Annotated in this window: 22 protein-coding genes; 8 read left to right on the top strand and 14 right to left on the bottom strand. The window is 54.6% G+C overall.

The features are described 5' to 3' along the window. Positions 1-51: 51 nt before the first annotated feature. Complete coding sequence (locus CHH28_RS01420; protein ID WP_094058638.1) at positions 52-498, bottom strand: GatB/YqeY domain-containing protein; 447 nt, start codon at positions 496-498, stop codon at positions 52-54. 37 nt (positions 499-535) lie between these two features. Further along, positions 536-751, bottom strand: a complete 216-nt coding sequence (rpsU, locus tag CHH28_RS01415; protein ID WP_094058637.1) for a 30S ribosomal protein S21 — start codon at positions 749-751, stop codon at positions 536-538. 162 nt (positions 752-913) lie between these two features. On the opposite strand from rpsU, the gene tsaD reads away from it, so the two are divergent. The 3 genes from tsaD to folK are packed head-to-tail and all read left to right on the top strand — an operon-like array spanning position 914 to position 2,816. Further along, entirely contained in the window at positions 914-1,945 is a 1,032-nt protein-coding gene (gene tsaD / locus CHH28_RS01410) for a tRNA (adenosine(37)-N6)-threonylcarbamoyltransferase complex transferase subunit TsaD (RefSeq protein WP_094058636.1), read from the top strand. Positions 1,946-1,947: 2 nt separating this feature from the next. Next, positions 1,948-2,304 (top strand): dihydroneopterin aldolase, encoded by a 357-nt coding sequence (folB, locus tag CHH28_RS01405; protein ID WP_094058635.1) that lies wholly within the window; start codon positions 1,948-1,950, stop codon positions 2,302-2,304. Continuing rightward, positions 2,301-2,816 carry a 2-amino-4-hydroxy-6-hydroxymethyldihydropteridine diphosphokinase gene (gene folK / locus CHH28_RS01400; RefSeq protein ID WP_094058634.1) on the top strand — a complete coding sequence of 172 codons (516 nt, stop codon included), beginning with the start codon at positions 2,301-2,303 and terminating at the stop codon, positions 2,814-2,816. Before folB ends, folK begins: the two co-directional genes overlap by 4 nt. On the opposite strand, the gene CHH28_RS01395 is transcribed toward folK, so the two are convergent. Next, a complete protein-coding gene (locus CHH28_RS01395; RefSeq protein WP_094061939.1) occupies positions 2,807-4,030 on the bottom strand; it encodes a multifunctional CCA addition/repair protein in 1,224 nt (407 codons plus the stop codon). The genes folK and CHH28_RS01395 overlap by 10 nt on opposite strands. Positions 4,031-4,102: 72 nt before the next feature. Beyond that, a complete protein-coding gene (gene traF / locus CHH28_RS01390; protein WP_094058633.1) occupies positions 4,103-5,752 on the bottom strand; it encodes a conjugal transfer protein TraF in 1,650 nt (549 codons plus the stop codon). Between the two features lie 200 nt (positions 5,753-5,952). Here traF and CHH28_RS01385 point away from each other — a divergent pair, with 200 nt between their 5' ends. Together CHH28_RS01385 and CHH28_RS01380 are read left to right on the top strand one after the other, a co-directional pair. Beyond that, on the top strand, positions 5,953-6,537 hold the full coding sequence (locus CHH28_RS01385; protein WP_094058632.1) for an LPP20 family lipoprotein: 585 nt from the start codon (positions 5,953-5,955) through the stop codon (positions 6,535-6,537). An 11-nt stretch (positions 6,538-6,548) separates the two neighbouring features. Then, a complete protein-coding gene (locus tag CHH28_RS01380; RefSeq protein WP_094058631.1) occupies positions 6,549-7,748 on the top strand; it encodes a flagellar assembly protein FlgT in 1,200 nt (399 codons plus the stop codon). Positions 7,749-7,799: 51 nt separating this feature from the next. Here CHH28_RS01380 and CHH28_RS01375 read toward each other — a convergent pair whose 3' ends face one another. The 10 genes from CHH28_RS01375 to CHH28_RS01330 form a co-directional block, all read right to left on the bottom strand. Further along, complete coding sequence (locus CHH28_RS01375) at positions 7,800-9,305, bottom strand: SpoVR family protein (RefSeq protein ID WP_094058630.1); 1,506 nt, start codon at positions 9,303-9,305, stop codon at positions 7,800-7,802. Positions 9,306-9,316: 11 nt separating this feature from the next. After that, positions 9,317-10,606, bottom strand: a complete 1,290-nt coding sequence (locus CHH28_RS01370) for a YeaH/YhbH family protein (protein ID WP_094058629.1) — start codon at positions 10,604-10,606, stop codon at positions 9,317-9,319. A gap of 61 nt (positions 10,607-10,667) precedes the next feature. Next, entirely contained in the window at positions 10,668-12,590 is a 1,923-nt protein-coding gene (locus CHH28_RS01365) for a PrkA family serine protein kinase (RefSeq protein ID WP_094058628.1), read from the bottom strand. A gap of 275 nt (positions 12,591-12,865) precedes the next feature. Further along, entirely contained in the window at positions 12,866-13,192 is a 327-nt protein-coding gene (gene glpE / locus CHH28_RS01360) for a thiosulfate sulfurtransferase GlpE (RefSeq protein ID WP_233243699.1), read from the bottom strand. 11 nt (positions 13,193-13,203) lie between these two features. Continuing rightward, on the bottom strand, positions 13,204-14,010 hold the full coding sequence (locus CHH28_RS01355; RefSeq protein WP_094058627.1) for a symmetrical bis(5'-nucleosyl)-tetraphosphatase: 807 nt from the start codon (positions 14,008-14,010) through the stop codon (positions 13,204-13,206). Positions 14,011-14,015: 5 nt separating this feature from the next. Beyond that, the gene (gene apaG, locus CHH28_RS01350) at positions 14,016-14,393 is read right to left on the bottom strand and encodes a Co2+/Mg2+ efflux protein ApaG (protein ID WP_094058626.1); all 378 of its coding nucleotides are present in this window, start codon (positions 14,391-14,393) and stop codon (positions 14,016-14,018) included. After that, positions 14,383-15,207 carry a 16S rRNA (adenine(1518)-N(6)/adenine(1519)-N(6))-dimethyltransferase RsmA gene (gene rsmA / locus CHH28_RS01345; protein WP_233243697.1) on the bottom strand — a complete coding sequence of 275 codons (825 nt, stop codon included), beginning with the start codon at positions 15,205-15,207 and terminating at the stop codon, positions 14,383-14,385. The genes apaG and rsmA overlap by 11 nt, the downstream gene beginning before the upstream one ends. A gap of 3 nt (positions 15,208-15,210) precedes the next feature. After that, complete coding sequence (pdxA, locus tag CHH28_RS01340; protein ID WP_094058625.1) at positions 15,211-16,182, bottom strand: 4-hydroxythreonine-4-phosphate dehydrogenase PdxA; 972 nt, start codon at positions 16,180-16,182, stop codon at positions 15,211-15,213. Further along, complete coding sequence (locus CHH28_RS01335) at positions 16,182-17,465, bottom strand: peptidylprolyl isomerase (protein WP_094058624.1); 1,284 nt, start codon at positions 17,463-17,465, stop codon at positions 16,182-16,184. The genes pdxA and CHH28_RS01335 overlap by 1 nt, the downstream gene beginning before the upstream one ends. Continuing rightward, positions 17,455-19,875 (bottom strand): LPS-assembly protein LptD, encoded by a 2,421-nt coding sequence (locus CHH28_RS01330; RefSeq protein ID WP_094058623.1) that lies wholly within the window; start codon positions 19,873-19,875, stop codon positions 17,455-17,457. The genes CHH28_RS01335 and CHH28_RS01330 overlap by 11 nt, the downstream gene beginning before the upstream one ends. Before the next feature lie 126 nt (positions 19,876-20,001). Between CHH28_RS01330 and CHH28_RS01325 the strand changes: the two genes are divergently transcribed. The 3 genes from CHH28_RS01325 to djlA are packed head-to-tail and all read left to right on the top strand — an operon-like array spanning position 20,002 to position 22,510. Then, positions 20,002-21,030, top strand: a complete 1,029-nt coding sequence (locus CHH28_RS01325) for an aminoglycoside phosphotransferase family protein (protein WP_094058622.1) — start codon at positions 20,002-20,004, stop codon at positions 21,028-21,030. Between the two features lie 5 nt (positions 21,031-21,035). Further along, positions 21,036-21,695 (top strand): N-acetylmuramate alpha-1-phosphate uridylyltransferase MurU, encoded by a 660-nt coding sequence (gene murU, locus CHH28_RS01320; protein ID WP_332881239.1) that lies wholly within the window; start codon positions 21,036-21,038, stop codon positions 21,693-21,695. Continuing rightward, positions 21,692-22,510, top strand: a complete 819-nt coding sequence (djlA, locus tag CHH28_RS01315; RefSeq protein WP_094058620.1) for a co-chaperone DjlA — start codon at positions 21,692-21,694, stop codon at positions 22,508-22,510. The genes murU and djlA overlap by 4 nt, the downstream gene beginning before the upstream one ends. The last annotated feature ends 1 nt before the right edge of the window (position 22,511 follow it).

The raw sequence follows: 22,511 nt of genomic DNA, 5'->3' as shown, positions 1-22,511 counted from the left end.
CGCTAGCGGCGAGCCGCTAACGCTTTCGATAGCCTGCACAGGGACAGGTGTTTATCCCAGTTGCGACTTAACCAGTTGGCTGACCTGTGCCATATCAGCACGACCTTGCACTTGTGGTTTGAGGATGCCCATGACTTTGCCCATGTCCTGCATTCCTGCAGCACCGGACTGTGCAACGGCATCAGCCACCAGTTTGGCCAACTCTTCTTCGCTCAGAGACTCTGGCAAAAATTCGCTGATTACGTTGATTTCCTGCTGCTCAGCGTCGGCCAGCTCATCGCGGCCAGCGTCTTGGTACTGAGCAATAGAGTCACGACGTTGCTTGACCATCTTATCGAGAATGGCCAGTGCACGTTCGTCAGTGACGTCGATTCGCTCATCCACTTCAACGCGTTTGAACTCAGCAGTAATCAGACGCAAAGCGCTCAGACGGGGCTTATCTTTCGCCCGCATAGCGTCTTTAACAGCGTCTTTAATGGTTTGAACCAGTGTGCTCACGAGCGGCTCCCTGTTCTCAGTTCAGGCAAAAAGCTGATTAGTACAGGCGAGTCATCTTGCGCTGTTCGCGCTGCAGCTTCTTCAGGTGACGCTTAACAGCAGCCGCTGCTTTGCGCTTACGCACCCAAGTTGGCTTCTCATAGTGCTCACGACGACGTACTTCAGACAGTACACCGGCTTTTTCACAAGAACGCTTGAAACGACGCAGTGCTACGTCGAATGGCTCGTTTTCTTTCACTTTTACAGCTGGCATCCAATCACCTTATCTATAAATGTTCGTTCATTGGGGGAACCACGACCCCCAGTTAGAGGGCGGGCATTCTAAAGAGTTTGCCCGCGGATTGCAAAACCTCTGCATGGATTTTAACCGTATGGCCGCGTATCATTGCCGCCCTTGCCATTTTCGGGGGCCCACATGCGGGTATTAGGGCTAGAAACATCCTGTGATGAGACCGGTATAGCACTCTACGACAGCGAGCGAGGTTTGCTCGGCCATCGCGTGTATTCACAGATTCAGGTGCATGCAGAATACGGCGGCGTAGTGCCAGAATTGGCCTCCCGCGACCATATTCGCAAGGCCAAACCACTGATTCAGGAAGTGTTGGACGACGCTGGCCTGACACTCGAGCAAGTCGATGGCATCGCTTTTACCTCAGGCCCAGGCTTAGTGGGAGCGCTGTTGGTCGGTGCTTGTTTGGGCAACAGCTTGGCCTGGGCGCTAAACATTCCCGCCATCGGCGTGCATCATATGGAAGGTCATTTATTGGCGCCGATGCTGGAAGACGAACAACCTGACTTTCCTTTCATTGCGTTGCTGGTATCCGGCGGTCACACCCAATTGGTCAAAGTAGAAGGCATCGGTCGTTACGAGTTGCTGGGGGAATCCCTCGACGATGCTGCCGGAGAAGCCTTCGATAAAGCCGCCAAAATGATGAATTTGCCTTACCCCGGCGGACCTGCGCTGAGCGCCTTGGCCGATCAGGGCGACGCCCAGCGCTTCGCCTTCCCGCGACCAATGACTGACCGTCCTGGGTTGGATTTCAGTTTCAGCGGCCTGAAAACCTTTACCCGTACCACCATTCTCAATTGCGCCGTCGACGGTGTATTAGCCGAGCAGGATAAAATCGACATCGCTGCCGGGTTTCAGGCCGCCGTGGTCGATACCCTGGCGATCAAATGCAAGCGCGCCATGCAACAAACCGGTGTGCAGCGTTTGATCATCGCCGGCGGTGTCGGTGCTAACCGGCAATTGCGTGCCAAATTGCAAACGACCGCCGAAGCACTGGGCGGGCGAGTGTATTACCCGCGCCCGGAACTGTGCACAGACAATGGCGCCATGATCGCCTATGCCGGCACGCAACGCTTATTGGCCGGCCAACACAGTGAGCTGGCCGTCAGCGTAGTGCCTCGCTGGCCGATGACCGACCTACCGGCAGTGGACGTCTGACCATGGATCGGGTGTTTATTCATGGTTTGGCCGTTGATGCACGCATCGGCGTGTTCGAATGGGAAAAGCAGCTGCAGCAGCCGTTGATTTTTGATCTGGAGATGGCGTGGGATATTCGCCAAGCCGCTGCCAGCGACGATTTGCGCTATGCCCTGAACTACCAAGCAGTGACCGAATTTGTCGAACAGTTTGTTGGGCAGCAGCAGTTTGAGTTGCTGGAGTCGCTGTTGGAGCGATTGGCGGCCGCGCTGCAGGCGGAGTTTGGCATCGTCTGGTTGAGCATTCGGGTGGAAAAACCGGCAGTGGTGCCACAGGCGCGCGCCGTGGGCTTGCGTATCGAACGCGGTACGCTTGAGTGAGTAGGGTTTTCTTGGGCCTAGGCTCCAACATTGACGCACACAACAACCTGCGCCGCGGCATTGATTGCTTGGCTCAGCAGCATACCTTGGTGCAGGAATCGCCTTGGTATGGCTCGCCTGCGGTGGGGTTTGATGGCCCTGAGTTCATCAACTTGGTGGTGGAGATCGATACTGAGCAAACACCGGTGGCGCTGGCACATTCGTTGAAGCGTTTGGAGTTTGACTTTGGGCGTCCCCAGCACGCCAGTAAGTTTTCCTCGCGGGCGTTGGATGTCGACATACTGATGTACGACCAGCAGTGTGGCAGCTGGCCCACTGAGTTTGGCACCCTGACGCTGCCGCGTGATGATATCTGGCGCTACGCATTTGTCCTTCGGCCCCTGCTGGATATTTATCCACAAGCCGTGTGTCCACTGCGTCAGCGGCCATTGCAGGCCGACTGGCCCACGCTGAGTGAACAGCCGTTACAGCGCCTGCCCGCTCATTGGCCCGAGCACAGCGTTCAAGCCTGAGCGCGCCACACCTTTAATGCTTGCAAACGTGCCTGCTGTAGCGCCTGGCCAATCTCGGCGCCTTGCATGCCAGGCGTGATGACGTCCTTCGCGTCAACGGTTTGGGCCACCGCGAGAGCTTGCTCACAGTAAGGCCGTTGTGGATATTCGCACTGCTCAAAGCCGGTGCGGCCACGGGCATCGCACTCACACGCTAGTAAAAACTCCTTGAAACGCTCAGGCCGGCGCCAGGCATCTGTTTGCTGCAACAGCTTCAGTAACGTTTCTGGCCGCAGTTCCTGTGCTCGGTGAACATGGGTGTGAAACTCGGTGACCAGCTGTGCGAGCTGTTGCACATCGTTGGGCACTTTTAAGCGTCGCTGTAGGCTTTTGAGTGGCTTCAGGCCACGCTTTTCATGGCCGTGATGTTTGGGCCATTCGCTGGCGGGTGTCAGTGCTTTGCCCAGGTCATGGGTAAGGGCGGCCCAACGTACTGCCAGGCTGGCATTGGCCTCGGTGGCGGCTTGCAGACACATGAATGCATGGATGCCGCAGTCGATTTCCGGATGATGCTGCTCTGGCTGGGGGACGCCAAACAAACGATCGATTTCTGCAAACCAACCGCCCAGCGCGCCACAGTCACGCAGCACCTGAAAGTAAGTGGGGGGATGGTTATCCATCAACGCGCGTTGGGTTTCCTGCCATACACGCTCGGCGACCAAATGCTCGAGCTCACCATTGGTATACATGGTATGCATCAGCGCCTGGGTTTCTTCCGCGATGGTAAAACCAAGCGGCTGTAAACGCGCAGCAAAGCGTGCAACGCGCAGCACACGTAACGGATCCTCGGCAAAGGCGTCAGAGACGTGGCGCAAAATGCGGTGACGTAAATCCTGCTCGCCGCCGTAGGGGTCAATCAGCTGTTGTTGCTCGTCCATGGCCATGGCGTTGATGGTCAGGTCGCGACGCAGCAAGTCTTCTTCCAGGGTAATGTCGGGGCTGAAGCGACAATCAAAGCCTTGATAACCCTGACCCGATTTGCGCTCGGTGCGTGCCAGAGCGTACTCCTCGTGAGTGTCGGGGTGGAGAAACACCGGGAAATCCGCGCCTACTTGCTCATACCCCTGTGCTAAAAGCTGCTCTGGCGTGGCGCCCACCACCACCCAGTCGCGGTCCTTGACCGGCAGTTGCAATAAACGGTCGCGCACGGCGCCGCCGACTAAATAGACTTGCATGAATACATCAGCCACATAAACCAACAAAAATGGCCGCACGAAGCGGCCAAGCAGTTAGTGTAACTGCGTCATTTAGAAGTAGAAACCGGTTTCCAATGCGACGCCAGCTTCTTTTTCCAGCTTGGAGGGGTTGGCGACTACGGCGATGTCTAAATGGATGCCGAAGGGCGAGATGCCAAAGCCTGCAGACATCACATCGGAGTCGGTGGCGGCCAGATTGGCGCGGTAGCCACCACGCAGCTGCAGCGTATTCCACAAATCAAACTCGGCGCCAAACGCCGCGTATTGGGTGGGGATTTCGTAGGCCACCGGATCGTTTTCGATGAGGTCCAAATCAAACGCCAGGGTAGTCGTGCCATCGCTGTAGGAAATGGCGGCGCGAACTTGAGGGTCCAAACTGATGGTGCCCCCTTTTACCGTGACGGGGTTGGCGGGGTTCAGTCCGGTGCGAACTTCGGTGGCCTGATAGTCATAATCGCCACCGAGCACATCTTTAATCATCAGACCGGCGGTGATGCGCGATAGATGGCCAAAACGCATGGAGGCGCCAATGTCCATATTGAAGCTGGAGTAGTCTTCACGCGAGTCCTCGATGTCGTCGATTTCGAACTCTTCTTCGTTGTCGACCTCAGTGACGTAATGGAAGGTCGATACGCGTTGCACTTTTGGGGTCACGCCGATGGCGACGGCTCGGTCTGCAATAGAGAACTCCCGTGCTAAGGACAAGCCAACCTCCGCAATGGCAATACCGACGCCTTCGACACGGGAGTCGAGATCTGGGTCGCTGGCTTCTTCTGTCAGTGTGCCGTCACGGAAAATTTCGACCCCTTGTTCTGAGGTGAAATCAAAGCCAAGAATATTGTTCAGGTTTTCTTCTAAGTCGCGCACGCCGTTGTTGTTGTCATCGCGGTTTAACTCTGCCAGCAAAATGACTTCCGGTTGTCCGGGTGAATCTTGCGCCAACTCCAATGCGCGGGCGACGTCATCACTGGCTGCTTGTGCTGCACGGGTATATTGCAAGCCTGCAGGGGCGTACGCATCGATCAGGCCGAGGTCGCTGTCGGTAAACAAGGCACGGCCAGAAAACATGGCTTTGCCACGCACACTGACAGCGGCGGCAAACTGTTTGCCAGGAAAGGCCATGGAAGCGGCGACACCCAGACGTCCACTCAGCGGGTTGCCAGAAATAGAGCGCAGCGCATCGGTTAATTCCGTTGAGACGGAATTCACTTCTTGCAGGCTGTCTTCAATGTCGTCCAGTTCACTGCGCAACGCTGTGTTGGTGGTCGCCAGATCGTCCAAGCGTTGATCAATAGGGCCGGAAGAATTCAGAGCATTGCGTACGGCGACATCAAAAGCGCGAATGGCGGCATCCAGCGATTCAATGCGCTCTTCATAGCCAGGGATAGCGCCATCGCCATCAATCAAACGCTCTAATCTTGGTTGCAGATCATCGCTAATGTCTTCAGCCGTTTGGGCCAGTTCTTCTTCATCCCGTACTTGCACCCCCAGTTGCGGCAGGATCAAGGCAAAGTCATCGCTGTCGTCGGCCTGTGCCAGCAGTGAGGGGTTGTAGGCTGGAGCGTGTGCACGTTGAGCACTGGCCACCCCGGTGTGGCCCATGGCCATTCCGCGCGCGTCCATGGGCATAAAGGGAGCCGCAAGCGGTGTTGTGACATAGGCCAACGCCACAGCCATGGCCAGTAACGAGGGTTTATTCATAGGGTATTCCTTTAGCAGCGATGCAAACGTGTCATTCCCGGCGATCCGGTCAGTCGCCCTGTTGCTTACAAGACTAGCCCTGAGTTGGCCAAATTGCGCGGCCGTAACGCGACATTGATTAGCTAAATTCGGACTCAAACTTTACCGCCTGACGCCGATAACCCCTGCAAGCACCTCGCAAACTGTTCAGGAGACATCGAATGAAATGGGTATGGTTACTGGCGCCGCTGACGGTGGCGCTAACGGGATGTTCGAGTTTGCTGATCGACGACCAGGCGCGCCAGTCCGGGGATTTCTTTCAGCCGGTGGAGCAGCAGGTGGATCCCGTTGCACCGATGACCTTGAGAGTCGTTGGTTATGGCGCGATTGATCATGGCAACAAGCTGAGCTCTGTGCAGCGGCGGCTGATGGGCATTAGAGCGTCCAAAATCGACGCCTTTCGGGCCATGGCGGAGCGGGTCTATGGTATGCAGCTGTCGGGCTCAACGACGGTGCGCGATATGGTGGTGCAGAACGACCGCTTTCGCACTTACGTCGATGCTTACATGCACGGCGCTCGGGTGATTTCCAGCGACATCCTGCCCGATGGCAGTGTGGAAACCGTGCTAGAGATGACCGTCGATCAAGGGTTCAGAAATTGTCTGCAAACCACCGATCAGCAGCGTTTCCATGTCGATTGCCGCGTTCCCTTAGGGCAGTCGACGGATCAATACGCGTCATCACAGCGCCAGCGAGTGATGCAAGAAAACAGTAGCCCGGATAGTGGCTTCTACTTCATTGAATAGGAGGCTGAGTGATGAAACGCTATGCCTTGTTCGCCCTGCTACTGCTGGGCTGGATGACCACACCTCTGCATGCGATGACGGTCGAAGTGGTCGGGCGTGCTGAGCTGGGTAAGTCGATTGCCTACAGTCGCTCGCAGGCGTTGGAAGACGCCATGCACCGCGCCAGCTTACGCGCCGGTGCTCAAGTCAGCGGCACCCAGTTGATGAGCAAAGGAAAAATTGAACGCGATGATGTGCGGGTATCGACCCGCTCGCTACTGAGCAATGTCGATGTCTTGTGGGAAGATCAGCGCGATGGCATGTATGAAGTCGCCATTCGGGCTGATGTATCGTCTCAGGCTATGTGCCCCGCCAGCAGCCAGCGCTATCGCAAGGCCATCGCCATTGCCGGTTTTGGTCTGGCCAATCCTACGGAAGCCAGCATGGGAGCGCTGCACAATATCGAACAGGCGTTGCCGCGGGTACTGGTCAACAGCTTGAATGATCGCGGTGCTATTCATGCGTACGATGCGACGCGAATTAGCCTGTATCAAAACCCTCGTCGTGCACCGTCGGCAGAAACAGCACAGCAGCGGCTGACTACCTCTGTCGCATTGGCTACTCAGCTGGGCGCGCAGTACGTTGTTTCTGGTGTGGTCCGCAGTTTGGCCATGGCTGGTGAGGCCAGCCACTCAGAGGTGCAGGGCGATAGTTGGCTCAGTTTGATGGGGTTTGATGGGTCAGATCGTCAGCGTCAGTTCGTGGTCGATGTGTTTGTGCACGATGGCCTAAGCGGCGCCATGTTGTTTCAACGCAGCTACGCCACAGAAGGAGATTGGACAGCCGCGCGCACAGATCGGCCCGGTTTTGCATCACCGAAGTTCTGGCGCACGCCATACGGTCATGAAGTGCGCAACGTGTTGTCGAGTGTGGTGGATGACATCGATGAAGTATTGCGCTGCCAGCCATTTATGGCGCGCATTGTTAAAGCGCGTGGTCATCGCTTGCACATCGAAGCCAGTGCCGGCGCGGGCATTCGCCCTGGTGATACTTTTAAGGTGTATCGTACTGGCACCTTCTATAACCTAGATTTAGAACCGCGCACTGAGCTCACGGATATGGCGACGGAAGTGGTGATAAAACAGGTACAGCCGCAATTTGTGGTTGCTGAAATGCGCCTGACAGCGGAGCATTTAGCCATCCAGCGAGATGATATGGTCATTGCTTGGTAACGAAAAACGGCCTCAACAGAGGCCGTTTTTTTAGATGGTTAGTTAGAGCCTTTAAATATCATCCACACTCATGGCCGGGCAGCTGTAGCGTTTGATCATGCGCTCAGACTGGTAGCTTTCCAGATGAATATCAAAGCCCCACAAATAATGCAGATGCTTTAAAACCTCATGAACATCGGCAGACAATGGCTTGTTGTTGCTCATGGTGTGCTTCAGCGTCATCGAGCGATCTCCCTGAACATCCACTGATACGACCTGAATATTCGGCTCACGCACAGATAAATCGTATTGGCTGGCGAGCATTTCACGCACAGTGCGGTAGCCAGCATCGTTATGAATGGCTTCAACTTTGTAGTGAGACTTTTCATCATCGTCGTACAAGCTAAAGAGATGGAAGTCGCGAATCACCTGCGGCGACAAGAACTGTTGAATGAAACTTTCATCTTTGAAATTGCGCATAGCGAAGTGCAAGGTTTCTAACCAGTCGCTGCCAGCAATATCAGGGAACCAGTCACGATCTTCGTCGGTTGGGTTTTGACAGATTCGTTGAATATCGCGAAACATATTGAACCCCAGAGCGTAGGGGTTGATGCCGCTAAAGTAGGGCGAATCAAAGTCGGGCTGAAATACCACGTTGGTGTGCGAAGTCAGAAACTCCATGATGAAACCGTCGTTAACCTTACCCTGATCGTACAAATGATTGAGCAGCGTATAGTGCCAAAACGTCGCCCAACCTTCGTTCATGACTTGAGTCTGACGTTGTGGATAAAAGTATTGCGCAATCTTTCTAACGATACGTATCAACTCGCGCTGCCAGGGCTCGAGTAAGGGAGCATTCTTCTCGATAAAATACAGCAGGTTTTCTTGCGGCTCCTCCGGAAAGCGACGTCGGCTCTCTGGAGCATCACCTTTAGTGCGCTGAGGTAGGGTACGCCACAGATCGTTGACTTGCTGTTGTAGAATCGACTCTCGCTCTTGCTGGCGTGATTTTTCTTCCGCCGCTGAAATCGGTGTTGGCCTGCGATAGCGGTCGACACCGTAATTTTGAAGGGCATGACACGCGTCCAAAATACGTTCCACTTCCTCTTGGCCATGTCGCTCTTCGCATTTACGAACGTAGTGCTTTGCGAACAACAAATAGTCAATGATTGAGCTGGCGTCCGTCCATGTACGAAACAGGTAGTTGCCTTTAAAAAAGGAATTGTGGCCATAACACGCGTGAGCGATAACCAATGCCTGCATAGTGAGGGTATTTTCCTCCATCAGATAGGCAATACAGGGGTTGGAGTTGATCACGATTTCGTAGGCTAAGCCCATTTGCCCACGTTTGTAGTTCTTTTGTGTGGTCAGAAATTGTTTGCCATACGACCAGTGGTTATAGCCAATCGGCATGCCGACAGAAGAGTAGGCATCCATCATTTGCTCGGCGCTGATCACTTCTATTTGGTTTGGATAAGTATCAAGACCATAGTGAGCCGCAGCTTTTGCAATCTCAGCATCGTATTGCTCCAGCAAATCAAAAGTCCAATCGGACTCGGTGGAGATGTAGTCACTCATAACGCTCTCCTTTAGCTGGCCTGTTGATACTCTTTGCGCGCGAACAGCTGGCGGAAGACAGGGTAAATGTCGCCCGCATCTTTAATCTGTGCCATCGCGAACTGATCACCATATTGCTCGAGAATTCCCTGGTAGGCCTCCCACAGTGCCTGATGGTGATTGGGGGTGATCTCTATATAGGCAAAGTACTGAACTTCCTCCAATAACTGGTCGCGTAGGATTTGTGAGCAAAGCGGTGAGTCATCATCCCAGTTATCACCATCCGACGCTTGTGCGGCATATATATTCCACTCGCTACTGCTGTAACGATCGGCAACGATTTTTTGCATCAGCTTGAGTGCGCTGGAAACGATGGTGCCGCCTGTTTCGCGCGAGTAGAAAAATTCTTGCTCATCAACTTCTTTGGCACTGGTGTGATGGCGGATAAACACCAGTTCGATGTGGTCGTAATTCTTTTCTAGAAATAGGTATAGCAGAATGTAAAAGCGTTTGGCGATGTCCTTAACATCTTGCGTCATCGACCCTGACACATCCATTAAGCAAAACATGACGGCTTTGCTACTCGGTACAGGGACCTTGACTTGATTGCGGTACCTTAAATCCAAGTCATCAATAAAAGGCAATGCCTTTAAACGCCGTTGTAGATCTTCTATTTGCTCGTCCAGCAGCTTGAGTTGAGCAGGATCGACATCTTTCTGCGCAGATAACTCATCGCGCTCCGACATCAATTGGCGCAGTTTACGCCGTTTGCCTGCCCCCATTCCGATGCGTCGTGCGTGGGCATTGCGCAGAGAGCGAACAATGGCCAGGTTATTGGGCGTACCCTCTGACACAAACCCCGCTCTAAGTGGCTTGAATTCCTTAGACTGACTGAGCGTTTTTTTTACCATGTTGGGCAATTCAAGATCATCAAACAGGTAATTTAAGAACTCCTCTTTGGTGATGAAAAAGGTGAAGTCGTCCTCGCCTTCGCCTTGATTGCTGGCTTGCCCACTGCCACTGCCACTGCCAGAGCCGCCGCCTTGATTTGGCTTTTCCAGTTCATCTCCGGTGTTGAACTCCTTATTCCCCGGGAAAACTCGGTGCTGCTTGCCACCCTGGCCATGTGTGATCATCGGCTCGTTGATGCTGCGAGTCGGAATACTGATGTTTTCCCCGCGCTCCATGTCTGTGATGGAACGCTTGTTGACCGCGTCGGCGACGGCGCCTTTTATGTGGCTGCGATAGCGCTTAAGAAAGCGCTGTCGATTCACCATGCTTTTATTTTTGCCATTCAGGCGACGATCAATGATGTAAGACATCCACTCCCCCTTAAGGTGCAGCCACTAGCTGCGCCTGAGTTCAGGTCTGTAAGCTGCTGAGTTATTGCGACTTACGTACACGTAAGTACCACTCTGACAGCAACCGGACCTGTTTCTCGGTGTACCCGCGCTCCGTCATACGAGCGACGAAATCGTCGTGCTTCTTCTGATCTTCGGAAGAAGACTTGGCCGAGAAAGAGATAACAGGCAATAAATCTTCTGTGTTGGAGAACATTTTCTTCTCAATCACAGAACGCATTTTTTCATAAGACTGCCAGGACGGATTCTGGCCATTGTTGTTGGCACGTGCGCGCAGCACAAAGTTCACAATCTCATTGCGAAAGTCTTTAGGGTTACTAATGCCAGCAGATTTCTCGATCTTTTCGAGCTCTTCATTGATGGCGCTACGGTCAAGCATTTCACCGGTTTCAGGGTCGCGATACTCTTGGTCCTGAATCCAAAAGTCTGCGTAGGTAACGTAGCGGTCGAAAATATTTTGACCGTATTCGGCGTAAGACTCGAGGTAGGCGGTTTGGATTTCTTTGCCAATAAAGTTCACATATTCCGTTGCTAGGTACTCTTTTATAAAGTTCAAGTAGCGGTTGTGTACTTCCTCTGGAAACTGTTCCTGATCGATGGCTTGTTCGAGTACATACAATAAATGTACAGGGTTGGCGGCCACCTCGGTGGAATCGAAGTTAAACACACGCGATAGGATTTTAAAGGCAAAACGCGTCGATATACCGTTCATCCCCTCGTCAACACCAGCGCTGTCACGATACTCTTGGATCGATTTGGCTTTAGGGTCGGTGTCTTTCAGGTTTTCGCCATTGTAAATGCGCATTTTAGAATAAATGCTGGAGTTTTCTGGCACTTTTAATCGTGATAGGACGGTGAACTTGGCCAGCATGCTCAGCGTGTCGGGCGCGCAGTGGGCTTCTGCCAGTGAGCTGTTGGTCAAAAGTTTTTCGTAGATTTTTACTTCCTCGTCCACTCTGACGCAATAAGGCACCTTAACGATGTAAACACGGTCTAAAAAAGCCTCATTGTTTTTGTTGTTTTTGAACGACTGCCACTCAGATTCGTTGGAGTGCGCAAGAATAATCCCTTCGAATGGCATGGCGCCCATGCCTTCGGTACCGTTGTAGTTACCTTCTTGCGTTGCTGTCAGCAGTGGGTGTAGCACTTTAATGGGAGCTTTGAACATCTCCACAAATTCCATTAATCCCTGGTTGGCACGGCACAAGGCACCCGAGTAGGCATAGGCATCTGGGTCATCTTGGGCGTAGTCTTCCAGTTTTCGAATATCGACTTTGCCCACCAATGAGGAAATGTCTTGGTTGTTTTCATCGCCTGGCTCGGTTTTAGCAACACCAATTTGATCCAGAATAGAAGGGTATAACTTCACCACTTCAAACTTGCTGATATCGCCACCAAATTCATGCAGTCGTTTAACCGCCCAAGGAGACATGACGCGCCCTAAGTAGCGACGCTGAATGCCGTAATCTTCTTCCAAGATTTGACCATCTTCGACTGGGTCAAACAGCCCCAGTGGAGATTCAAAGACCGGCGAGCCTTTAATGGCATAAAAAGGGATTTTCTCCATCAGCTGTTTCAGTCGTTCAGCCAATGAGGATTTACCACCACCAACTGGCCCAAGCAGGTAAAGGATTTGTTTGCGTTCTTCTAAACCTTGGGCGGCATGGCGATAGTAAGAGACGATGTTCTCAACCGCTTCTTCCATGCCGTAGAACTCGGAAAAGGCAGGGTAGCGTTTGATCACCTTGTTCATAAAGATGCGACTGAGTCGTATATCTTTGGAGGTGTCGATGACTTCCGGTTCACCGATCGCAGCTAACATGCGTTCGGCAGCGGTGGCGTACACCGACGGGTCCTGTTTGCACAGTTCGAGATACTGCTGGAGGGACATTACCTCTTCCTGCGTGGCTTGGTATCTCTCCTGATAGCGATTGAATACGCTCATGATCCACCTCTCTCGATAACGATGACGTCGCTTTTTTACATAACAGCTCAATAAAATATTCGATTACTGTCCTTCAGTATGGTTCAGTTTTGCTACCCACGACCAGTTAATTTATGAATTAATGAGTCTTTTTCTGAGTAACGTGTGTTCAGCAATAATGTTTCGGCACGTTTCAAACCCATGCACTGAATGTGCCGACATTTATTGGTGGTAATAAAAAACCGGCATATAAAAGCCGGTTTTTTACAACTCAAGGCTAGGCAAAAAGTATGAGCTCAGCTGCTCTCACACAGATCCGGGTGGGTGATTTTCCACAGCTCGTAACCACCATCGAGGCTATACACCTGCTCAAACCCTTGACTGGCAAGATACTGTGCGGCCCCTTGGCTGGAGTTGCCGTGGTAGCAGCACACGATCAGCGGTTTGCTTTTATCGGTATTGGCGATGAATTCACTGAGGTTGCTGTTGTCCAGCGGTTGAGCACCGGATATATGGCCACTGGTGTAACTCATGACGTCACGTGTGTCGGCCACGGTAGCCTGCTGGTTTTCGATCATAGGACGCGCGTCTTGTGCGCTGAGGTGTTGAAACTGGACCATCATGGCCTCCGACATTATGTTGGCTGAGCATCGACCCGGAACCATTGTTGGTCGTCCAAGCGCAATGCGGATAATTGCCCTCCCCAAACACAGCCTGTGTCGAGAGCGTAAATGTCCGGACAATCGGTACGACCTTCCAATGCCGCCCAATGTCCAAAGAGTAGGCGTGTTCCGGCGCTTTGACGCGGATATCGAAACCAGGGCGCAAAGCCTGACGGTGCAGCGCCTGCTCCTTCTTTGCTGGTCAGGTCGAGCTGGCCCAGCTGGTTAATAAAGCGCATGCGTGTCAGGTAATTGACGATGGCTCGGATGCGCGGCAGCCCTTCCAAATCATCGTGCCACAGCGCCGGATTATTACCGTACATCACGGCAAAAAAATCGCTGCTTTGTTCGCTCTGCAGGCAGTTGTGTACCTCTGTTGCCAGTTGCTGCGCCTTACTGATCGACCATTGTGGGGGCAGCCCGGCATGGCTCATGCACCAGTTTTGTTCACAATGCAGCAAAGGTTGGTGGCGCAGCCACGTCAGCAGCTCGTCGGCGTCGCTGGCATTGAGGACCTCATCCAAGGTGTCTTTGGCTTTGACAGTATGAGGGCCATAGCGCACCGCGAGCAGGTGCAGGTCGTGATTGCCCAATACGCTGGTGACACAGTGTCGATAACGGTGCGCAAAGCGCAACACCGCGAGTGAGTCAGGACCGCGGTTGACCAAGTCGCCGGCCAGCCACAGCTGGTCCTGTTGATCGTCAAATTGGATCAGATCTAACAGGCGTTGCAGCGCGCTGTAGCAGCCTTGAATATCGCCAATGGCGTAGGTAGCCATGGTGGTCAGTTCAGCGCGTGTGGCATGGCCAGGGTGAATACCGGAACAGTGGCATGAAACTGTTGGCCGTCGTCCGCTTCCATCACGTAATAGCCGCGCATGCTGCCGACTTCGGTGCTGAGCACTGCGCCGGAGGAATACTCGTAGGTTTCACCCGGTTCTATCGTCGGTTGTTCGCCCACAACGCCTTCGCCACTGACTTCCTGCACATCGGCATTGCCATTGGCGATGAACCAATGACGGCTGCGCAAAGTGGCGGCTTGATCGCCTTCGTTGGTGATACGGATGTGGTAGGCGAATACGTAGCGCTGCTCGTCTTCCTCGGATTGATCGGCCAGGAATTCGGCTTCTACATCGACCAGAATACGGTTCTCATGGCTCATTGTGATCTCCATTGGCGCTGATGGCATCGGCGATACAAACGTATTGCTCCAACGTGATGCGCTCAGGGCGCAGCGTCGGGTCTATACCCAGAGCGCTGAGCTGGTCGGCGTCGATCAGCGTTTTCAGCGTATTGCGTAGTGTTTTACGGCGCATGCTAAAGGCGCTGCGCACCACCTGTTCGAGAATTTTGACGTCTTTCGCTGGGTGCGGCAACGTTTGGTGCGGCACCAAACGGACAATGGCGGAGTCAACTTTTGGCGGCGGGTTGAATGACCCCGGGCCAACAATAAACAGCGGCTCCACGCGGCAGTAGTACTGCGCCATGATGCCCAAGCGGCCATAGTCTGAGCTGCCAGGTGCAGCCGCTAGGCGATCAACCACTTCCTTTTGCAGCATAAAGTGCATGTCCTGCACTTGCTGATGATGGCTGAGTAAATGAAAGATCAGCGGGGTGGAGATGTTGTACGGCAGGTTACCGACAATTCTCAGCGCCTGCTGTGGGCCTGCGATCTGGCTGAAATCGAACTTCAGCGCGTCACCTTCATGAATGGTGAAATCTGGAAAGTTAAAAAACTTAGTGCGCAGAATGGGAATCAGGTCGCGGTCCAGCTCGACCACATCCAGTCGCCCGGTGGCTTCCAGCAATGGCTCGGTGATGGCACCGATGCCTGGCCCGATCTCCACTAGGCGATCGTCATCCTTTGGATGGATCGCACGAATGATCTTATCGATGACGTGCTGATCATGCAGGAAGTTTTGCCCGAAACGTTTGCGAGCTTTGTGGCCATGGGCCTTGGGTATGTGTTTCGACATGCGTTATTGCGCCATAGTTGCGGCTACGTTGATGGCGGTGGCCAGGCTGCCGCTGTCGGCGTTGCCTGTGCCAGCCAAATCCAAAGCGGTGCCATGATCCACAGAGGTGCGTACGAAAGGTAGGCCCAATGTGATGTTGGCGGCCCTGCCGAAGCCGTGGAATTTCAACACTGGCAAACCTTGATCATGATACATGGCCAGTGTCGCATCCGCGTGTTGTAGGTGTTTGGGAGTATAGAGGGTGTCAGCGGGCAGTGGACCGGTCAGGTTCAGCCCCTGAGCGCGCAGCCGCTGCAGCGCTGGCGTGATGATATCGATTTCTTCACGGCCAAGATGGCCGTCTTCGCCGGCGTGCGGGTTTAACCCAGCGACCAGAATGTGCGGCGCTGCAATGCCAAAGAAGCGCTGCAAATCGTGATGCAAAATGGTGGTCACACGCTCAATGCGCTCGGCGGTGATGGCATCTGCCACCTGATGCAGCGGAAGGTGAGTGGTTACCAAAGCAACGCGTAAATCTTCCGTTGCCAGCATCATCACCACTTCATCGCAGCCGCTGATATCGCGGAAGAACTCGGTATGGCCGCTAAACTCGGTGCCCGCTTGATTGATGATGCCCTTGTGCACCGGTGCCGTGACCACCCCTTGCCAGCGGCCTTGCAAACAACCCTCTGCGGCGATGCGCAGCAGTGCCAGCACGTGCTCGGCGTTGTTGGCATCGAGTTGCCCATGCTGCACCTCGGTGCGGGTAGGGACATCGACGAGAGTCAGTTCACCGGCGGGCGTGGCAGCTGTGTGGGTGGCATCAAAGTCATGCAAGGTGAGTGGCAACCCCAGCTGTTGCGCGCGCTGCAGCAGTGTTCGACGACAACCAATCACGACCCACTGCTGGTGCTGCTGTTGCTGCGCCAGTTGGATAATCAGATCTGGGCCGATGCCTGCGGGCTCGCCACAGGTGATGGCTAGTCGCACGGTCATTACAGCGCCTTAATGTCGACGTAGGCTTCGGAGCGTATTTTGCGCAACCAGATCGGCAGCTCTTCTTCGAAGCGGCGACCGTACAGCATTTGCCGCACTTGCTGGCGCTGCAATTGCTCGCCAACATCGGTGTCGCGGCGCTCTTCGACCAGCAAAATATGCCAGCCAAATTGGCTGCGAAACGGCGCACTGATTTGGCCGACCGGCATGTCCAGCATGGTCTGGTTGAATTCCGGCACCATGTCGCCAGGGCTTACCCAACCTAAGTCACCACCGGTGGCGCCACTGCCTGGATCATCACTGTACTCTTTTGCCAGAGCGGCAAAGTCTTCGCCGGCTTTGGCACGCTCGTAGAGGGTGTGAATCAAGATGTCGGCATCGCGGGCGTCACGTAACTCATTGGTGGAGATCAGGATATGACGTGTTTTGCTCTGGTTGATGATGCGTGTACTGCCACCGCGCTTGTCGGTGACTTTGACCAGGTGAAAGCCGCTGCTGGAGCGAATTGGGTCTGATACGTCGCCCATGTTCAGTTTCGGGACCGCATCGGCAAAAATACTCGGCAGTTGCGCCTCTTTACGCCAGCCCAACTGGCCGCCGTTCAGGGCATTGCGGCCGGCCGATTCAGCAATTGCCAATTGGCGGAAATCAGCGCCATCGCGCAATCGTGTGGCCAGTTGCTTGGCTTTGTCTTCAGCGCTTTGGATATCGCTAGGTGAAGCTGCTTCTGGTACGGCAATCAGAATATGGCTGAGCTCATACTCCGCCGCAGACGACATTTTCCCCAGTTCGGAAGCAAGAAAGTAGTCGATGTCTTGCTCAGAAATCTGCACTCGCTCGCCGACTTGAAAGCGCTGCACGCGGCTGATACGCATCTCATCGCGAATCTGTGCGCGTGCCGCAGCAAAGGCGGTGCCCTCAGACTCCATGGCAAGGCGGAACTGCTGCAATGTCATGCCGTTCTGTGCGGCGATGCGCTGCAGAGCATCGTTCAACTGTGCATCACTGATGCGAATGCCGGCACGATCGGCCATTTGCAATTGAATGCTCTCAACGATCATGCGATCGAGCACTTGCTTGCGCAGCACGGCATCCGGTGGCATGGCGGCGCCGGCATTTTGCCGCTTGAGCATGTCCAATCGCTGGTCCAGCTCACTGTCCATAATAATGCCTTCGTCGACCACCGCCACCACTCGGTCCAGTGGTTGCGGTTTGGCGCTAACGGCGCCAGTGATCAAAGTCAGGGCCACACTCAGGCCCAGAAACACGCGTTTAGTAATCATGATATTGTCGTCTTGAGTATCCAAGGATGCTGTCACGTAACAGCTCGTCTGTACCGCTGCCGAATGAGCCTAACCCTTTCAGCTGCAGGTTGAGCATAAAGCTGTAGTCTTTGTCGGTGCTAAAGCCGTTGCTGAAGTCGTCACGGCTGGGCGATGTTTCGCGATACAGCAACTGCACGCGCCAGCAACAGTTTTGATATTCCACACCGGCCAGCGCTTCCAGCACTGGGTTTACAGGCCTAAGTTCGTCGTCGTCATAGTCTTTTAGGTCGCGCAACACACGGCCCACCAAGGCCCAGCGGTCATTCACCGACCAGAACACACCGGCGTCCAGCTGTCGGCTCTGCGTCACCGTGTATTCATGCTCAGAGTGATAATCGCGCTCGGTGTTCCATGCCAGATTGAACAGGCGGTTACCATCGCCGCGGAAACGAAGCCCGTAGCGCTGCTGGCGGGCAAAGTCATGATACGGGTCCCACTCTAACGTGCCGTAGAGCCGCAGTGGCTGCCACGGGGTCCACTCCATTTCGGCCAAGGTGCTAGACGTCGCAAGGTCATCGATGTCGCTGTTATCCAGCTGAACGCGTCGGTCCTGGCGGTAATGGATGCGCCCAAGGCTGGCGCGTAAACGTTCTTCACCACGCTGATTCAACCAACGGCTGGTGACCCCGACACTGATCTGATCGAGATCGGCCAGACGGTCGTCTCCGGTGAAACGATCGCCGTTAAATAAGCTGGCGTAGGATACCGTGGTATTGGCGCTGTCGAAATTGGGCACCTGTTGTTGGTCGCGCTGGTAAGGGCTTTTTACCCACAAGAAACGCGGTTCTAAGGTTTGCAATTGCGACTGACCAAACCACTCGAACGGACGCTCAAAAAACAGCCCTGCATCCAGCGAGTAACGTGCCACGGCATACCCCAGCTGCTCTTCTGGTGCCGCCGCGGAATTCATCCACTCGCTGTCGGCACCGCTGAAGCGATAATGGCGGTAACGCAATTCGGCTTTGGGCTCAATGCTGGCAAAAGGCCAATACAGTGGGTAGCTCAATGCCGTATCCGCAACCCAGCGACGAGCATTAAGAGCGTCCTCACCTTCCAGGGTTTGCCGGCTGCCAGCAATGTTGGCGTCGTCGTCGCGGTTGAAATGGGTGTACTGCACACGCGTTTGCCACTGCCAAGCGTTAAAGCGCATCGGTTGATGGCTGAGCTGCAGCTGTGGCAAGCGCCGGTAAGGGCGGTTACTTAGCAGTATGGTGTCATCGAGTGTCTGAAAACTCTCTGCCAATACCGAAAAGTGCAGGTCTTGGTGTTGGTAGACCACCTCGCCACGGCGCGGTAAATGGGTGGTGCGATCAATGGCACCGCCTGGGTTCATGTCTTTTAAATAGTCGCCATCGCTGACATTGTTGTACACCCAGCTGTGGCGCCAATGGTCGGCGAAGGTACCGTTTTGACGGTAATTGATGCCCCAGCGCTCGCGATCTTCACTGGCGTCTTGGTTTAAGTAGGCGTAATTCAGCTCGCCGTCGCCCAGCGCCTGGGTTTTGTGGCGCAGCTGGCTTTCCCACAGCAGCCCACGATCCAAGATGTGATGCGGGGTAATGGTGGCGTCTAGGTTGGGCGCTAAGTTCAAGTAGAAAGGCAAGCGAATCTCTTCCGCCTGCAGATCTTCATTGAGGCTGAACTCCGGATTGAGAAAGCCGCTCATGCGACGGTCGTCGATCGGAAAGCGGTAATAGGGCAAATAAAACACAGGTACACCGGCCAGCTGCAGCCGCGTATGCCAAGCGCTGCCCATGCCGGACGCTTGATCCAGCGTCATGCTAGCGGCGCGAATATCCCAATCATTGCTGCCGGGTTCACAGTAGGTAAAGCTGGCTTGCTGCAGCTGCAATGTGCCGTCGGTCTGCAAGCGGATGGTGTCGGCACTGCCACGCAAATGCTGACTGGGCAGGGAGTAGGACGCTTGGTTGATGTCGGTTTGGCGCAAACCATCGGTTTGGGTGAGCGACGCCCGCTCACCTTCTAACACCAGGTCGTCACTGACGAAATGCACGTTGCCGCGAAACTCGCCTTCATTGAGACCGCGAAACCAATCCGCTTCATCGGCGCTTAGGCGCTGATCCTGGCGACGAAATACCACGTCACCGCGAAAATACACACCACCAGAAGCGTCGGAGGTCGAGCTATCGGCCTCCAGCTCAATCTGCTCTCCGGCCACGCGAGGTAATTGTGGTGCGAGGTACATGCCGCGGCAAAAAGACGGCAGCTGCGTTTGCTGCTCCTCGCTCAATAATGCCCGTGGATACCAGGACAGCGACGGTTCTTCTGCTCGAGCAGGTGATGAAATCGCGATTCCTTGAAGGGCCAAGCTCAGCAGTAGTGAACCTTTAGCAACGTTAAAACTCATGAGTGAGGAGGGGCCGATCCTGTGTCTGATGAATGTCGACGATGTGTGCTACATTAGCGCGCTGATAAGTCGTCGTCTGACACAACGCGGCGCCAATTCTAGAACGACTGAACCTGAGAGGCCAGCATGGATCCGCGACAACTTGCCGTCGCAGAATGGGCTGCTGATGCATTGAAGCAGCATTCGTCTGTAAATGTGATCGCTGAATTGGAAAGCGTGGCTGGAGATGCCAGCTTTCGACGTTACTTTCGCCTGCGTTATCGTCAGCGCAGTTGGATCGTGGTGGATGCGCCGCCCGAGTATGAAGATTGTCGTTTGTTCGTCCATATTGCCAAGCAATGGTACGCGCAAGGCGTGCGGGTGCCGCAGCCGTTGGCCGTTGATGCCGAGCGCGGCTTTATGCTGTTGGAGGACTTTGGCGACACTTGGCTATGGCATGCCCTGACGCAGCCGTCGCAGACTCAGGAACAGGTGGCTGGCTGGTATCACAAGGCCATCGAACAGCTGCTGCAACTGCAGCAGCTGCCGAGCAAAGATTTGCGCGCCTACGATGCCGAGATGCTGCAACGCGAAATGGCGCTGTTTCCTCATTGGCTGTGCGAGCAACACTTACAGCTCACCTTAAACGCTGATGAAAAAACCATGTTGCAGCGCACCTTTGCGTTGCTGGCCGAACAGGCGCTGCAGCAACCTCAAGTGGCGGTACACCGCGACTATCACTCGCGCAATCTGATGGTGCTGGAAGACGGCCCTTTGGGCATTTTGGACTTTCAGGATGCTGTGGCTGGGCCGCCGACCTACGATCTGGTGTCGCTGCTGCGAGATTGTTATCTGCATTGGCCCGATGCCTGGGTGGAGGAGTTGGCCGGTGAATACTGGGAGGCCGCTCGACCTGCCGGTATCTATCTTAACGACTGGTCCAATTTCCGCCGCGACTTTGATTTGATGGGGCTGCAACGTCACCTGAAGGCCGCTGGCATCTTTGCCCGCCTGTCTATCCGTGACGGCAAGTCGGGTTATCTTAAAGACATTCCGAATACGTGCCGATACCTGCTGGATATCAGTGCACGATACCCTGAATTTGAGCCGTTCCACGACTGGTTGCAATTGCGTGTGATGCCGGAGTTGTTGCAGGAGGTGGGAGAAAGCGCTTGAAAGCTATGATTCTGGCGGCGGGGCGCGGCACGCGCATGGGGACCTTGACGGACGACACCCCAAAGCCGCTGCTGACCATCGCGGGCAAAACACTGATTGAATATCATCTGGAAGCGCTGGCTGCCATGGACATTCGCGAGGTGGTTATCAATGTGTCATACCGTGCGTCGCAGATTATGGATTACCTAGGCGACGGTCAGCGCTGGGGAGTAAGCATTGCCTATTCCCACGAGCCGAAAGCGTTAGAGACCGCAGGCGGTATTCATCACGCGCTGCCGCTGTTGGGTGATCAGCCGTTTCTGGTGGTGAATGCCGACGTGTTTCTGGCCAGGGGGTACCCAGAGTTGTCACCGCTGAATGGCGACGATCAGGCTCATTTGTGGCTCACCGACAACCCAGACCACCATCCAAACGGTGACTTTGCCCTTTATCAGGGGCGTATCGCTCGCTCGCAACCGCGTTTTACCTTTACTGGCCTTAGTATTTTGTCACCTTCTTTGTTTGCCGATATGCAACCAGGCCCACTGCCGCTGTTGCCAGTGTTGCTAAAAGCCATCGAGGCTGATCGTGTCAGCGGCAGTCTTTTGGCTGGTTGGCTGGATGTCGGCACTCCGCAGCGGCGCCAGCAGGCCCAACACCTCGTTCAAGCAAGGATGTCGTCATGATTTGGGCGGGCAAACTGACCGGAGCAGCCGTTGGGCTGCTGACGGGTGGGCCGGTCGGCGCCTTTATTGGCGGCGTGGCCGGACACTTGTTCGATCGTGCGTTAGGGCGCGCGTTATATGGCCAGCTGGAAGCGCCTGCTCCACGTTCTGGCGGCACCTCTCGCAGTGGCATTCAGCTGATTTTCTTTCAGGCCACTTTTCGTACCATGGGGCGGTTGGCGAAAGTCGATGGCCGTGTGAGCGAAGCAGAAATCGCGGCGGCGACCCATGTCATGGACCAGATGCAGTTGCAGGGGGCGCAGCGTCAATCGGCCATCGAGTGCTTTAATCAAGGCAAGCAAGCCGACTTCGATTTGAGTGATGACTTGCAGGCTCTGAAGCAAGCCATTGCGCAGCACAGCAGCCTGGCGCAGATGTTTCTCGAAATCCAGCTGAGTGTGGCTTACGCCGATGGCAAATTGTCGGCGGCAGAGCGCAAACTCTTTGATCGTTTATGTCGCGCGTTGGGCGTCAGTGCGTTTCAGTTTGAGTGGATACATAGCCGCGTGCGTGCGGCTATGTCATCGGCTGGGCGCCAGTCCGGGCAACGCTCAGCTGGCCAGAGTTTGAACAAAGCGTATGAGATTTTGGGGGTCAGCAAAGACGTCGACGATGCTGCACTGAAGCAGGCTTACCGGCGCTTAATGAGTCAGAACCACCCGGATAAGCTGGTGGCCAAAGGACTGCCTGAAGAAATGCTGCGCTTGGCGAAAGAGAAAACTCAGCAAATTCAGGACGCTTACGATCATGTGCGCAAGGCACGCGGTCAGAAGTAAA

It is taken from the genome of Bacterioplanes sanyensis, from assembly GCF_002237535.1.
GTDB lineage: Bacteria > Pseudomonadota > Gammaproteobacteria > Pseudomonadales > Oceanobacteraceae > Bacterioplanes > Bacterioplanes sanyensis_A.
This window is presented reverse-complemented; position numbering and strand designations above follow the sequence as displayed.